The organism is Bacillus paranthracis, assembly GCF_001883995.1.
Classification (GTDB): domain Bacteria; phylum Bacillota; class Bacilli; order Bacillales; family Bacillaceae_G; genus Bacillus_A; species Bacillus_A paranthracis.
The window spans coordinates 587965-602922 of the sequence record NZ_MACE01000049.1; the positions used below are offsets into that span (position 1 = coordinate 587965).

A 14958-nucleotide genomic window follows, 5' to 3' on the forward strand; every position below is an offset into this window, starting at 1 on the left:
TCCCTATATCGTTACTTATTTTTAATGTACTTCAACGTTTGTAACGTAATCTTCAAATTGATTCGTTTGTTTATTCATTTCATCACTTACTTTTTTAATTTGGTTGAAATGTTTTTGTAGTAAACTACTATCTGTATATGTGCCTTCTTCAACATTTTTTTGAATTTGGATCATATTATTGTTTAAAACTTTCCAATCCGTTAACAACGTTTCTAATGTTGTAATTTGACGATCAATTAGTTCTGTAAAGCTACTTACTTGATCTTCAACGAATGTAATTTGAGTCGCCTCTGCTTCAGTTTGTGATAATTTTTGAATAAGTGGCAATAGCTCTTTTTGCTTTTGCTGAATGCGAAGAGCTGCTTCCCTCGTTTGACTATCGGCAGCATTTACAATTTCATTACTTAAAGTACCGATAGAAACGAAATCAATTGTTTTCGTTTGTGCAGTTTGATTTGTAATTGTAAATACTTGTTTACCGATATTAATAGAACCTTTAATAATTTCTTGAGGTCTATTCAATATAGTAGTTAGTTCAGCTTGAATTTCCCCTTGAATTCTTTTAATATCTTCTCTTAACTTCACAATATCTCCACTTGATCCTTGTAGTGTTTTTATTGCTTCATCAGCCTTTATCGATAAGTTATTACTATCTTTGTCTAATACTGCTTTAAATCGATTTAGTTCTAATAAATCTTGCTCCATACTCTCTTGGATGCTTTGTACTTGCAATTGTAATTTTCCATATGCGCCTGTAAAATCTGCTTTTGCCTGTTCATTTTCATTTACGTTTTCTGCTAGTTCATAGAGCTTACTATAATAGCTATTAAATCTAGTACTATACCTCATCATCTCTTGATTTAAGTCGATTAACTTCGGATTATATTCATCAATCCACTCTCTTACATTTGCCTTTGCAAATTTTTGATGATTCGTCAAACTACTCATCGCGTTCACCTTAATGTCTGGCTGTTGTAAAATAACTAATCCATATGCTTGTATAAGTGGTGATTGTGATCCTAACATTCTAATTGAATTCGATAATGTATTTGGAGCAATTACATTTTGTGCATATACTGTTTTCACTTCTGTTTGCCCCTCCTTAGCGTAAGCGCTTACAGGAATAAAACAACTCGTAGATACTGCTGTAACCAATAACCCTGTAATTAAAGTCTTTTTCACTTTAACTCCTCCTATGTATTAGCAACTATTACTATCGCATTTTATTATTCTATTTTCTTACCCATAATTTGAGATGGTTAAAATAGAGAACGTTCTCACCGCAATCCATGTATGAACCACCTCTCTCGTATTGCTACAGTACTTACTTATCTTCACAAAACATTTTATTATTTTTTCATATGTGATTAGTATGAATAACATTGTATAAAATTCCTATTTTACAGCAATTTCCACATTCACACAGTGAATATATTACATAAAAATATTATTCATATTAAACTAAATAACGTACGTAAATATGAAATTCCGTTTTGTTTTCATATAAGTTTTATACTGTAAGGTCATTTAAACACAGCTATTTATATAACGTAAAGAAGTATTTTCATTCCCTTTATTTTCAAGCTTTCATGTCTTTATTTTAAAATATAATCCACTTTACTTTTTCAATTGAAATATCCATATATCACAACAAAAACCTCTACTTACTCACAGATGTAAAAATTATATCAATATATCTTTCGGATTCGTATGCAATTATGCATAGCGTATACACAAAAAGGATAGCTTCACTTTCGTAAAGCTATCCTTAAAAAACCTTCTTATTTTTTCAAATGATATGGTACTGTTGTAATAACAACATTTCTTTTATAGAGTAAATACGCACGAATGAGTAAACTAGACTGATTATGAAGAATGTTATGCCAACCTTTTTTCGGAATGAATTGTGGTATAACGACCGTAACTCGGTAATTTGATTCACTCGCTTTATACTGTACTGTATCAATGAACTTTGTTAGCGGTTGAATAATACTTCTATAATGAGAATGTAAAGTAACAAGCCTTACTTCAGGTTGCCACTTCTTCCATTTCTCTTCAAATTTCTTTTCCTCTTCTCTGTCAAAAGCGACATATACAGCAATAACTTGATCTGCTGAAAGAGACTTTGCATAGTTCAATGAGTTTTCTACCACATGTGTCATACCAGCTACTGGAACGACAATTACATTTCCTTCAATCGGAACAATCCGTTCACAAGTTTTTAAACTTAGTTGGTCTCCTACTGCATCATAATGCTTCTTAATTCGGTGGAATAAGAAGATAATTACAGGTAAGAAAATAAGGATTGACCAAACTTGTGCAAATTTAGTTAAAAAGAACATACTCATTACGATAAAACTAATGACTGCACCAATTAAATTGACCGTTAATCGTAAAGCCCATCCTTCCGGTTTTTCACGAAGCCATTTTAATACCATACCACTTTGAGAAAGGGTAAATGGAATAAATACACCTACTGCATATAACGGAATTAAATGCTCTGTTTGCCCTTGGAAAGCTACAATTAAAATAATCGATGCGATTCCAAGTATAATAATTCCATTTGAGTAACCTAGGCGGTCTCCTCTAATCGTAAACATTCTTGGTATAAACTTATCTTTTGCAAGGTTTACTGCTAATAACGGAAACGCAGAATATCCTGTGTTAGCAGCAAGGATTAATATTAAAGCTGTTGTACCTTGTATGAAATAGTACATGAAATTACGTCCAAATGTTTGTTCAGCAATTTGTGAAACAACTGTTACTTCTTTACTTGGAGAAATTCCGTAATAATAAGCTAAGAACACAATTCCTGAAAATAAAACTGCAAGTAATGCACCCATTGCAAGCAATGTTTTCGCTGCATTGTTTGGCGCAGGATCTTTAAAGTTCGGAATTGCATTTGAAATTGCTTCAACACCTGTTAAAGCAGAACTACCTGATGCAAATGCTCTTAGTAATAAAAATAAACTAATCCCTGCAGCTGGTGTTCCAATCGGCGTGTGTAAAGCCTGCGAAACGTGCCCCGTTAAAATATTGTATATCCCTACACCAATTAATATAAATAGTGCCAAAACGAATAAATAAACAGGATATGCTAAAACGGAAGCTGATTCCGTTACACCTCTTAAATTTAAGATGGTAATAAATATAACAAATATAATCGCAATGATTACATTATGTGCATGTAAACTAGGAAAAGCAGATGTGAGCGCATCTGTACCTGCAGACACACTTACTGCAACAGTTAAAATATAGTCAACTAATAAAGATCCTCCAGCAATTAAGCCTGGATTCATCCCTAAATTTTCTTTTGATACAACATACGCGCCCCCTCCATGCGGATAAGCAAAAATAATTTGACGATAAGATAAAATAAGGGCCGTCAATAATACTAATACCCCAACAGCGATCGGAATGGAATACCAATAAGCGATCGCTCCAACACCTGCTAAAGCAATTAAAATTTGCTCTGGACCGTAAGCAACTGATGACAATGCGTCAGAAGATAAAATAGCTAAAGCTTTCGTTTTATTAAGCTTCTGTTCTCCAAGCTCTGTTGATTTTAACGGTCTTCCAATTAAAAATCTTTTAATAGATGAAACCACTGCTGTCCACTCTCCAATAATTTTGTACGAACTTTTCTGCTAGTTATAGCGGATAAACGATTTCTTCAGAAAACAAAAAATGTCTACAAGCCATAACAAAATAGACTTGTAGACATTATTTTTTTTGTCGCACAAGCTCCACCTTCCTTCTCAATATAACGCTTACGAGGTTAGCTGTCGGATTCGGGCCTATGAGTAGCCCTACCTTTTTCAAGGATTCACCCCATTGGATTAAGAACTAATCCATAAGAACGGGTCCCCCGCACCATGCGGTTTCAGCGATTTAGAAAATTGAAACTGTGGATTATAATACTCCTTTATTTTCAAAATGTAAACAAAAATTTTTAAAAAGAAAAAATTAAAATGATGGCGCATAATCCGCTGGTAAATATACATAATGAATACTAAAAAATCAATAAAGGAGATCTATATGTCTAAAGAAAAGAAGCCTATTTTTTCCGATTCCTATTTAGATGCATTAGCAAATGAAATTAATCAATTATACGGTAAACGTGAACAGGAAATAAATTTGACAGATAGAACAAAAAGAAATAAATGATTTGTCATAAAAAAAGAAAGCAATACACTTATATATTGCTTTCTTTTTTATTTTTTCATACATCCAATTGTATCGCTGATCTGTTAAAGGTCATTTCTTCATACACCTTTAAATTTTGATATATAGTGCCTAATAATGGTGCCGCTATTGAAAATTGCTCTGCTACATCCAGTAAATATCCTTGCAAGTGCTTCCCTTCAATAAACGAACCCTTTTCCATATCACGTTGCATTGATGACTTCATATTATACGAAATTTTATCAATTATTTTCATATGTTCTTGGACAATATTATCTTTAATTGGTGCTCCTACACATCTCATAATTTCCATACATTCTTCAAATAAGTTTTGGATAAAATCGCGTCCACCTTCGCTTTCACGAATCGGTCCTATCGGTGCACGCATTAATGTTGTCACACCTGACATTACAGTGATAAATAAATATTTATGCCACATATCTTGCGTAATGTTTTCACTTAAAATAAAACTAGATTTCGTACCTGCAAATGCTTTAGAAATATGCTTTATTCTCTCTGAATCTTGAGACTTCATTTCTCCAAACATAAGTCTATTTGCAGCGCTAGTTTGTACAATTTCTCCTTGATCGTTTAACGTCGTCTCGATAAAACATAAACCACCAATTACTTTTTCCTCACCGAATTCCTTTTGTAATAGCGATACATGAGCAATACCATTTAGCAACGGAATGATTACAGTACTTTCACCTACAAACGGCTTCAAATCTTGAATTGCCTCGTTTAAGTGATACGCTTTTGTTGAAAATAGAATCACATCAAATGGAGCAGTTTGATCTTCTTTCGTTATTAATTTCGGTTGGAAGGAAAAATCCCCATTAACACTGCGGATTACAAGTCCTCTTTCCTCCAATTGTTTTTTCCGTTTACTACGAACAAGAAAAGTAACATCTTCTCCTTTTTCTACTAAGCGTCCCCCAAAAAAGCCTCCAACGCCTCCCGCTCCTAATACTAAAATACGCATACAACATCCCCCTTTTCAAAATACAATTTTATAACATTCAGTATACATAACATTATACATGTCCCCTACTAAATAAGCTGAATTTTCATTCTTAATCAAGTATAAAACAGTGGTTATTTTCAAATGAATTTGGGCATGTTGTTTTTATAGCATATTTGGAAAGGAAACAATGTAAATGGAGGCAATACATACAATCGAGGAAAAAGATGTAACAACAGCTATATTTCAATTTATATTCCCGTTTTCTTTTAAAACTGGTTATGAACAAAATATGTTCCCTTTCTTACAGAAAAATGACTTTCGTCCTTTTCGACTCGATCATCTTGAAAATGAAAATACATACTACGGAAAGTTTCAAGTTTCACATCAAAATATGGAAGCATATTATCTTTCATTTACAAATAAAATACTCTTTCCTCACTCAGAGCATCAAAAAGGATTGCAGCGCTATTCTAAAGATCTTAACTTAACTGGACATTTAACAACAAATCTTATTTCCGTTCCATTCAACATTCATTCTATTGACGTAACACTTTGTCCTTATGAGCTTGGCTTCTTAACAATTCGGACAGAAGTAGAAACCGCTCCAAACATAACATTATCAGAAGCAATTGAATTTGCGGCCCGTTTCCGTGTACTTGAAACTAAAAATGATACAAACGAGACTATTTGTATTGAATGTAATGGAAAAAAGTATTCCCAAGTGGAAAGATTCATTTTTGGTTATTTATTTCATGGCGTAACAGATTTCTTTGAGAAGAAGAGATTAAGAAGTTCTTACTTTCAAACCTTTCCTTTCTTTGAAGATCAGCGAATGTACGTACAAACTTTATTATCTATAAAAGAAGATATGGAACTGAATGAAGTGGATGTTTATCGTACTTCTAGTCTTTCCGGGTTAACAAGTGATGGCAAGGCATATGTGAGTGCAAATAATCTGCCTTATATTCATGATTATTTAAAACAACACGCTTACCAAAGATGGGCTCCGAATCGCTATTTCATAATGGAAGAACATATATTCACATGTGTAACAAATGAAGGAGAACGCGAATTTACTAAACTTGCGAGTCAAATGTATGGGGAGTTTTATTACGCTTTATTATTAAATCTATTTCATAAAATTGTTTTATTGAAAATGGCAAACGCTTATGCTGAATTAAACATTGAACAAGATACAAATGAAATAGAGAAATTAATTTATTCAATCAATTCGTTTACGGCGAATTACTTTTCTTTAGAGCTAGTATCCCAATCACAGAGTGAAGATATTTTCTTCCGCTTAAGAAAGCTTTTTAACATCGAGATACTATACTCGAATGCAAAACAAAATCTTGATAGTTTGTTTAAATATCAAGAAAATGTTGCTTCAAAAAAAGATAGCCTTTTACTATTAATTTTAACGCTCTACTCTGTAGTAGGCCAAATGTTAGGGTTTACTATGATTGATCTGTTAAGAAACACCGATTCAAACAAAATATCATCGCCACTTGAATTTTTCGCGCTTTTAATAGCAATTAGCGGCATAGTCATTTCACTTATTTTAGGTGCGCAAAGTTTATACCAATGGAGTCTACAACATAAACGAAGAAAAGCATGGGTAAAACAAACTGTACTTTCTGCTGTGAGAGAGAAAGATGATAAGAAGTAAAGAAGAGTATTTTTACATTGAAGTATGTGGTACGCTACAGTAATTGAAATTTTTATCAGCGATTTTCAAATTATATCGGCGCAACTCAAAATATATCAGCGATTATTTAAATATATCGACTTACCGACAAAAAACGCCAAAAAATCAAATATAAAAAAGGCTAATCCAAAAATTTAGATTAGCCTTTTCCCTCTTACTTCTCTGCTTCGATTTTCTCTAATGCAGCAGCTACTTGTTCTTCCGTTAATTCATGTTGTATTACGTAGCGGTTACGTGGGCTTACACGGCATTCGTGAGAACATGCACGTAAATATTTCGCCTCGTTTTCTTCAGAACATAAAATTTTCTTGTTACATTCTGGATTTGCACAGTTTACATAGCGCTCACAAGGTTCACCTGTAAAGTGGTCTTTACCAACGATAACATGTTCTTTTTGGTTTACTGGTACAGCGATACGCTCATCGAACACATAACATTGTCCATCCCAAAGCTCACCTTGTACTTCTGGGTCTTTTCCGTACGTTACAATACCGCCGTGAAGCTGACTTACATCTTCATAGCCTTCACGAACTAACCAACCAGAAAACTTCTCGCAACGAATTCCACCTGTACAATAAGTTAAAATCTTTTTGCCTTCAAGTATTTCTTTATTTTCACGAATCCAATCTGGTAATTCACGGAATGATTCGATATCAGGTTTGATCGCACCTTTGAAGTGACCTAAATCAAATTCATAATCATTTCGCGCATCAATGATAACTGTATCTTCTTGTTTCATTGCTTCATAAAAATCTTTTGGCTCTAAATACTTCCCAGTTATTTCGTGTGGGTTAATGTCATCTTCTAGACGAAGTGTAACTAACTCTGGACGAGGACGCACGTGCATTTTCTTGAATGCATGACCATCAGCTTCATCTATTTTAAATACGATACCGTCAAAACGTGGATCATTGTTCATTGCTTCCATGTATTTCTCTGTTTGTTCTACAGTACCAGAACAAGTTCCGTTAATACCTTCTTTAGCTACAAGGATTCTTCCTTTTAATTCAAGTGAATTACAAAATGCTAAATGCTCTGCCGCGAATTCTTCTGGGTTTTCAATTGTTGTGTACATGTAATATAGTAATACTCTGTATGGTTTTGTAGTTGCCAATGTATTTCTACCACCTATCTAATTTTTAAAATCATGTATAAGTTAACGTTCATATCAAAACATATATAATAAGAAAATGAATCCCATTTCCTTCTCTTTATACTATTTTCTATCAGTTAACAAAAATAAAAAACAAGATTACACACCAAAACACTGTGGTTATGTTGTAATCCCAATATATTATATATCATACAAATGCAATTCCATCAATTAATATGCTGTATTATCGGCTTTATGTTCACATAAATTTCAAAAATAGCCCTTTAATTCATTATGTTTCCCCGCCTCATCACACCATAAACTCCCAATTTTTAATAATGCCACACCATTCATTGTATAAAGACATATAATTTGCACTAAGGAAACATTTATGTTCAAATAAAAATATCATCTAATACATTTAAATGTATTGAAATAAACAATAAGAATACTTACAATAATTTCATCAAGTTAACATTTCAAAGGGGAAAACTACTATGAATAAAGATATATCAAAAGATGAACATGTCCCTTCTCAAAGTACAACTGTTCAATCAGCGCATTTAGCATTAAGCGGACAAACGAAAGGCTTAAAAAGACTTTTACCATTCTTAGGTCCTGCTTTCATTGCTTCAGTCGCTTATATTGACCCTGGCAATTTCGCGACAAATATTGCCGCTGGATCACAATATGGATATTTATTACTCTGGGTAATTCTTGCTTCTAATTTAATGGCTGTATTAATCCAAACTTTATCAGCTAAATTAGGAATCGCTACAGGTAGGAACCTTCCTGAAATTGCTCGAGAAAACTTCCCAAAACCTGTTTCCATCGGCTTATGGATACAAGGTGAACTCGTTATTATGGCGACTGATTTAGCTGAATTTATCGGGGCAGCACTCGGATTGTATTTATTATTTGGAATTCCAATGTTACCAGCTGCTTTAATTACAGCTGCTGGATCATTTATTATTCTTGAATTTCAACGTAGAGGCTTCCGTCCATTAGAAGCGATTATAACAGGAATGATTTTTATCGTTGTTATCGCTTTTGGTGTACAAGTCTTTTATGCAAAACCGGAATTAAGTCCCCTACTTTCAGGACTTTTCATCCCAAAATTCCAAGGCGTAGACAGTATATTACTTGCAGCCGGAATTTTAGGTGCGACAGTTATGCCGCACGCAATCTATTTACATTCCGCCTTAACACAGCGCCGCGTAGTCGGAACAAATGATGAACAAAAGAAAAAGATTTTCCGCTTCGAGTTTATTGATATCATTATCGCAATGATTATCGCTGGAGCAATTAATGCAAGTATGTTAATTGTTGCTGCTGCACTATTCTTTAAAAACGGCTTGCATGTCGAAGATCTTGATGTCGCTTTTAACCAGTTTAGCAACTTAGTCGGTCCTGTATCAGCTGCTTTATTTGGAATTGGTCTCTTATCAGCAGGACTATCTAGCTCTTCTGTCGGTACAATGTCAGGTGATATTATTATGCAAGGTTTCATTCGAATGCATATTCCGTTATACTTACGCCGATTTATTACAATGATTCCACCATTAGTTATTATCGCTTTAGGTGTAAATCCAACTTACGCTCTAGTCATGAGTCAAGTCGTCTTATCATTCGGTATTGCCTTTGCATTAGTACCACTTATTATGTTTACAAGTAGTAAAAAAATTATGGGTGCACTCGTTAACCACCGCATAACTACCTTTATCGCTTGGATCATTGCTGTACTTGTTATCATTTTAAATATTTTCTTACTGTATCAAACATTTGTAGGGTAAGGAGAAAAGGTATTCCAATAAACTGGAATACCTTTTTTAGTGAAGTAATTCTCTTTTAATTACCTCTTATATATGTCCCTCTTTCCGGCATCATCTCACCTTTTTCAGTTTGAAAGTACAGTGGTAATCCTTCTGCTAAAAACATGCTTACCTTGGATGGATCCTGCCTTTGATGATGAATATGTAAATGTGGCTCACTTGAACTTCCTGAGTTACCTACTTGAGCAAGAAATTCTCCTTCATTTACATGTTGTCCTTCCTTCACTTTAATTGACCCTTTCTTTAAATGCGCAAGAACCAAAAATGTCCCTGTTTCATCTAGTCGTAAATAAATATGATTTCCCACCATTGACTGAAAATCATCCGATCCCGGAACTAAATCTTTTTCATCATTATTAATTGATACAACTGTTCCAGAAGCTGGTGCCATTACTCTCGCTCCGTATATTCCATAGGCCTTTAATTTACTACTTTTCACTTCAGCAGGTGGAATAAGAATATCATATGCCCATCGTTCATTTGGTTTTATAACGTGATAGTTCGCTTCTAATCGATCGCCACCCCATCCTACTAATGCTCGTTCATTCAAAGGAAAACGAACAACTATTTTAGGGCTCATAGACTGTACATTTGCTGGGTAAGCAAGTCCGCCTATGTTAGCGAACCATCCTAAGGGCCAAGCTCCAATTATAGAAAAAAGCACAATGAAGAGTAGCGTTCTATCTATTCGCTTTCTGAAAATGCCTTTCCACACAAATAGTAATACTGACCCTATCAAAATAAAGCTTGATACGAAGCTAAAGGCTTGTATACCCCACCAAAAAACGACTGATATAATACCATTAACTAAATAAATTACACTCCAACTTGTAAGTAAAAAAGCAACTAAAATTACCAACACATATTTCTTCCACATGTTATATCCCCACTCTCATATCCTTGTTCTACATAATACGAATTGAAAATTACAACATACGTAAGAAATACTTACGACTTTCTTACATTTCTTTATACTGCGGTAAAACGATAGTAAAAACTGTTTCTTTATCGTTACTACGTACAGCGATATCTCCTTTATGAAGTTCTGCTATACTTTTCGCAATTGCAAGTCCCATTCCTTTTCCACCTGTATGAGAGCTGCGTGATTTTTCACCACGATAAAACTTCTCAAAAACATAAGGCAGGTTCTCATCCGGAATACATTGCCCAAAATTTTTAATTTCTATTTCAACATTCATGTCTCTTTTAGAAATTTGAATTACAATCTCCTTTCCGTCTTTCCCGTACATAATACTATTACTAATTACATTTTCGAATAACCTCACCATAAGTGCTACATCCATTTCCACATGTAACTCCTTATCACCTTTCATACAAAAGCTCATATCGGCATCATCTAGTTGTGGTACAAAATCAATCATAATTTGTTCCATTAACGCTTTCATATTTACTACACTTTTATGTAATTCAATCTCTCTATAATTTATTTGACAGTATTCTAATAATTCATCAACTTGATTTTTTAATTCATAACTTTTTCGCTTTAATATGCTTACATACTGTTCACATTCTTCTCCATTTGCATGCAGCTTATCTCCTAATAAGTCCGCATAACCGATTAAAGATGTTACAGGTGTTCGTAAGTCATGCGAAATATTACTAATCATTTCATTTTTCATTTCCTGTGATTTTTTTTCATTCTCGATAGACTCTTTTAAGCTTTTCGCCATTCTATTAACATTTGCCGCTAGTTCACCAATCTCATCGCTTTTCGAAATAGGTATATGTATTTCAAAATTACCTTCACTTATTTCTTTCACGTTCTTGTTAATTTGAGACAACCTTTTCATCAGCGTTTTTGTCATGAATGCAAAGTATGTTGTAGTAAAAATCAAAAAAACTATAAAATATAAAAATGAATATTTTTCCTCTAAAACATTAACCTGACTATATATATTTCCAACCAAAATTTGAAACACTATTATACTTACAGTCGCTAACAAGATGCTACATATGAATGCGATAAAAAACTTAGCTCTAATGCCTTGTAATGATTTAATCTTCAATTTTATATCCGACTCCCCAAACATTTTGAATAAACTTCGGTTCTTTTGGATTCTCTTCAATTTTATTTCTTAATCTTGCGATATGAACCATTACTGTATTATTGCTTTCATAAGCCCTTTCTTTCCAAACGCTCTCATATATTTCTTCAATAGTAAATACACGATTCTTTGCAGCTGCCATTAAATACAAAATATCATATTCAGTTTTCGTAAGATTGATTGTTTCTCCATATAACATTACTGTTCTAGACACTTCATCTATTTCTAAACCTCTAATATTTATTTTCTTTTCTATTACTTGGACAGCATTTTGATTGAAATATGTATACCTTCTTAATTGAGCCTTCACTCTTGCAATTAATTCAATTGTACTGAACGGCTTCACAATATAATCATCTGCTCCCGTACTAAATCCGACGACTTTATCTACGTCCGATGATTTTGCACTTAAAAACATAATTGGCAAACTATGTTTCTCTCTAATTCTTCTACACAATTCTATCCCATCCATTTGTGGCATCATAATATCCAAAATAGCAAGTTGAATACTGTTATTATTTATAATTTCTAAAGCCTCTTCTCCGTTATGAGCACTAAAAACTTTAAAACCTTCTTGTATTAAATTCACGTTCATAAATCTAACAATATCTTGATCATCATCTACAATTAAAATTGAATTTTTCTCCATATATAAACCTCTTTTTGAAATATATTCCACAATCAATTTTATCACAAATCAAAACTATACTCCCCTCTTGAATAATCTTTATTTTCAGACTAGATTATATAATAACAATACATTCTAGTTTCAAAAGAAATGGAGTGAAAGTATGTTTCCTATATTGAAAACTGAACGACTCATTTTACGAGAACTTACCGAAGAAGATGCACCAGGTATACTACAATGCTTCTCTAATACTAACGTACTGCGCTATTATGGCCAAAAACCGTTACAAGATATTGATCAAGTGAAACAAATTATTTATAACTTTAAACTGAGTTACAATGCAAGAAGCGGTATAAAATGGGGAATCGAATTAAAAGACAAGAAAGAACTCATCGGTACCATTGGTTTTCACGATTGGTCTTCTGAGCATAAACGAGCCAATATAAGTTATGCCTTTTTGCCTGAACACTGGGGTCAAGGATATGCGACTGAAGCTGTTTCTGAGGTTATATCATACGGTTTCCATACGATTCATTTAAAGCGGATCGGAGCAATTGTATTTCTTGAAAATGAAGCTTCCAATAAAGTACTATTAAAATTAGGCTTTGAAAAAGAAGGCGTTCTAAAAAATTATATGTATCAAGATGACATTCCCTATGATACGAATTTTTATTCTTTATTAAAATCGTTTTAATAGAATACATGTGTAAAAAAACCTTACTTTAAAAAAGTAAGGTTTTTTGTATTTATTCATTTGCAATATAAGCATTCTTATAAGTATAAATACCACCAAATTGATGCTTTTCAATTCCTCTTACATAATCCTTTTGTACGTAAGCTGAGCCCATTTGATAAAGCGGTGCGACCGCAGCATCCCCTAATAGAATACGCTCGGCCTCTTGCAATGCTTCCCATCTTTTCTTCTGATCTAATACTAGATCGCTTTTCGCTTTCTTTATTAATTCATCGTAGTGACGGTTAGAATAATTCATTTTATTATTTTGATTACCAGTCGTAAATAGTTCTAAATAACTAATTGGGTCTTTATAGTCGGGTCCCCAATTTGCCATAGTTATATCGTAATCACCTGTTTGTTCTAACTGTAATTTTTGCTTAAATGGCTGTTGTTTAATTTGTATCGTTAATCCTTGTAAATTCTTTTCTAAATCACCTTTTATATATTCTGCCATACGTTTTGCGTTATCTTGTTCAAATGTTAAAAACTCGAAGTTTACTTGTTCTACTCCAAGCTCTTTTTTCGCTTCTTCCCAATTTTTTTTCGCACTTTGTACATCATATAAAGAAAGGTTTCCGTTTTCTTCCCTAAAATCTTTTCCCGTTTCTTCATTGATATGCCCAACTGGTACTAGCCCAGTTGCAGGTTTTGCTCCGTTATTAATAAAATGAGCAACGAAATCCTCTTTATTTAACGCGAATGAAATAGCCTGTCGCACTTTCTTATTTGCTAACGCACTATTTTTTTCATTAAAACGTAGCATAGCAATTGCAGGTTCGCTCGACATATGTAACTCCTTATCCCCTTTATACTTGTCTACAAATTGAGAATTAATAGGCACCCGGTCCAAATTACCAGCTTCGTATAAATTAACAGCGGTCATTGTATCCTTTACAATTTGAAAGTTTATCTCGTCTAATTTCACTTTCTTTTCATCCCAATATGTAGCATTTTTCTTTAATTGAAACTCTTGTTCATGCTTCCATTTCTCTAATATAAATGGACCGTTATATAAGAGATTACTAGGTTCCAATGCATAATTCTTTCCTTGTTCTTTCAAAAATGATTCATGCTGTGGTAAGTAAATAGGTAGCGCTAACAACTGTAAAAAATACGGGATTGGCTGTTCAAGTTCCACTTCCAATTTATAATCATTTATAACTTTAACCCCAAGTTCAGCAAGAGGCACTGTTCCCTTATTTATCTCTTTTGCATTTTTCACGTAAAAAAGCATATACGCATATTGAGACGCTGTTTCAGGATTAATTGCACGTTTCCATGCAAACATAAAATCATTTGCTGTCACATTGTCTCCATTTGACCATTTTGCATCTTTACGCAAATCAAATGTATATTTTTTACCATCTTCACTTCTTTTAAACGATTTTGCTACTGCTGGAATCGGCTGATCTTGATCATCTAATACATACAACCCTTCAAATATGTTCTGCATAACGTGCGCTGACGTACCATCCATCGTTTTCACTGTATCAAGAGAAGGAATTTCTTCTGATACTGTTACATTTAATACTTGTTTTTTTGCCTCTTTATCACTTTTATTTTCCTTATTATTACAAGCTGTTAATAATAAAGATGTAACAAGTGCCATTACCATTAAATGGCTCTTTTTTCGCTTCATGAGTTGTTCTCCTTAAATATAAAATATTATAAAGCGTTATATATTATAGCAGAAATATGAACAGAAAGATGCGACATTCTTTTGAATATTTATTCGTTCAAGAAAAA

12 protein-coding genes and 1 riboswitch are annotated in these 14958 nt (G+C 33.3%); of the genes, 4 read left to right on the plus strand and 8 right to left on the minus strand.

The features are described 5' to 3' along the window. Positions 1-21: 21 nt before the first annotated feature. Positions 22-1182, minus strand: coding sequence for a non-hemolytic enterotoxin NHE subunit A (gene nheA, locus BAQ46_RS20030; RefSeq protein ID WP_000751839.1), 1161 nt, complete (start codon positions 1180-1182; stop codon positions 22-24). 599 nt (positions 1183-1781) lie between these two features. Next, positions 1782-3608: an APC family permease gene (locus BAQ46_RS20035; RefSeq protein ID WP_071742582.1), complete on the minus strand. Its 1827-nt coding sequence runs from the start codon at positions 3606-3608 to the stop codon at positions 1782-1784. Positions 3609-3752: 144 nt separating this feature from the next. Next, positions 3753-3899, minus strand: a riboswitch (cyclic di-AMP (ydaO/yuaA leader). A gap of 139 nt (positions 3900-4038) precedes the next feature. Between BAQ46_RS20035 and BAQ46_RS31420 the strand changes: the two genes are divergently transcribed. After that, positions 4039-4167 carry a hypothetical protein gene (locus BAQ46_RS31420; RefSeq protein ID WP_000031869.1) on the plus strand — a complete coding sequence of 43 codons (129 nt, stop codon included), beginning with the start codon at positions 4039-4041 and terminating at the stop codon, positions 4165-4167. Between the two features lie 55 nt (positions 4168-4222). Here the strand turns inward: BAQ46_RS31420 and panE are convergent, their stop codons facing one another. After that, the gene (panE, locus tag BAQ46_RS20045; RefSeq protein ID WP_071742584.1) at positions 4223-5167 is read right to left on the minus strand and encodes a 2-dehydropantoate 2-reductase; all 945 of its coding nucleotides are present in this window, start codon (positions 5165-5167) and stop codon (positions 4223-4225) included. 175 nt (positions 5168-5342) lie between these two features. Between panE and BAQ46_RS20050 the strand changes: the two genes are divergently transcribed. After that, a complete protein-coding gene (locus tag BAQ46_RS20050; RefSeq protein ID WP_000387306.1) occupies positions 5343-6818 on the plus strand; it encodes a hypothetical protein in 1476 nt (491 codons plus the stop codon). A gap of 193 nt (positions 6819-7011) precedes the next feature. Here the strand turns inward: BAQ46_RS20050 and trhO are convergent, their stop codons facing one another. Next, positions 7012-7971 (minus strand): oxygen-dependent tRNA uridine(34) hydroxylase TrhO, encoded by a 960-nt coding sequence (trhO, locus tag BAQ46_RS20055; protein ID WP_000246210.1) that lies wholly within the window; start codon positions 7969-7971, stop codon positions 7012-7014. A 476-nt stretch (positions 7972-8447) separates the two neighbouring features. Here trhO and BAQ46_RS20060 point away from each other — a divergent pair, with 476 nt between their 5' ends. Beyond that, the gene (locus BAQ46_RS20060) at positions 8448-9743 is read left to right on the plus strand and encodes an Nramp family divalent metal transporter (RefSeq protein ID WP_001030647.1); all 1296 of its coding nucleotides are present in this window, start codon (positions 8448-8450) and stop codon (positions 9741-9743) included. 55 nt (positions 9744-9798) lie between these two features. Here the strand turns inward: BAQ46_RS20060 and BAQ46_RS20065 are convergent, their stop codons facing one another. The 3 genes from BAQ46_RS20065 to BAQ46_RS20075 form a co-directional block, all read right to left on the minus strand. Continuing rightward, positions 9799-10659 (minus strand): M23 family metallopeptidase, encoded by an 861-nt coding sequence (locus tag BAQ46_RS20065; protein WP_071742586.1) that lies wholly within the window; start codon positions 10657-10659, stop codon positions 9799-9801. 82 nt (positions 10660-10741) lie between these two features. Further along, positions 10742-11809: a sensor histidine kinase gene (locus tag BAQ46_RS20070; RefSeq protein ID WP_071742588.1), complete on the minus strand. Its 1068-nt coding sequence runs from the start codon at positions 11807-11809 to the stop codon at positions 10742-10744. Beyond that, positions 11799-12497 (minus strand): response regulator transcription factor, encoded by a 699-nt coding sequence (locus BAQ46_RS20075; RefSeq protein ID WP_000414532.1) that lies wholly within the window; start codon positions 12495-12497, stop codon positions 11799-11801. Before BAQ46_RS20075 ends, BAQ46_RS20070 begins: the two co-directional genes overlap by 11 nt. Before the next feature lie 142 nt (positions 12498-12639). On the opposite strand from BAQ46_RS20075, the gene BAQ46_RS20080 reads away from it, so the two are divergent. Then, positions 12640-13170 (plus strand): GNAT family N-acetyltransferase, encoded by a 531-nt coding sequence (locus BAQ46_RS20080; protein WP_071742590.1) that lies wholly within the window; start codon positions 12640-12642, stop codon positions 13168-13170. A gap of 52 nt (positions 13171-13222) precedes the next feature. Here the strand turns inward: BAQ46_RS20080 and BAQ46_RS20085 are convergent, their stop codons facing one another. After that, entirely contained in the window at positions 13223-14851 is a 1629-nt protein-coding gene (locus tag BAQ46_RS20085; protein WP_071742592.1) for a peptide ABC transporter substrate-binding protein, read from the minus strand. Positions 14852-14958 lie beyond the last annotated feature (107 nt).

Excerpts from the sequence above, each read along its gene's own strand:
- BAQ46_RS20075 (WP_000414532.1), bottom strand. The coding sequence starts at position 12,497 with ATGGAGAAAAATTCAATTTTAATTGTAGATGATGATCAAGATATTGTT.
- BAQ46_RS20065 (WP_071742586.1), bottom strand. The coding sequence starts at position 10,659 with ATGTGGAAGAAATATGTGTTGGTAATTTTAGTTGCTTTTTTACTTACA.
- BAQ46_RS20080 (WP_071742590.1), top strand. The coding sequence starts at position 12,640 with ATGTTTCCTATATTGAAAACTGAACGACTCATTTTACGAGAACTTACC.
- BAQ46_RS20060 (WP_001030647.1), top strand. The coding sequence starts at position 8,448 with ATGAATAAAGATATATCAAAAGATGAACATGTCCCTTCTCAAAGTACA.
- panE (WP_071742584.1), bottom strand. The coding sequence starts at position 5,167 with ATGCGTATTTTAGTATTAGGAGCGGGAGGCGTTGGAGGCTTTTTTGGG.
- BAQ46_RS31420 (WP_000031869.1), top strand. The coding sequence starts at position 4,039 with ATGTCTAAAGAAAAGAAGCCTATTTTTTCCGATTCCTATTTAGATGCA.
- BAQ46_RS20050 (WP_000387306.1), top strand. The coding sequence starts at position 5,343 with ATGGAGGCAATACATACAATCGAGGAAAAAGATGTAACAACAGCTATA.
- BAQ46_RS20085 (WP_071742592.1), bottom strand. The coding sequence starts at position 14,851 with ATGAAGCGAAAAAAGAGCCATTTAATGGTAATGGCACTTGTTACATCT.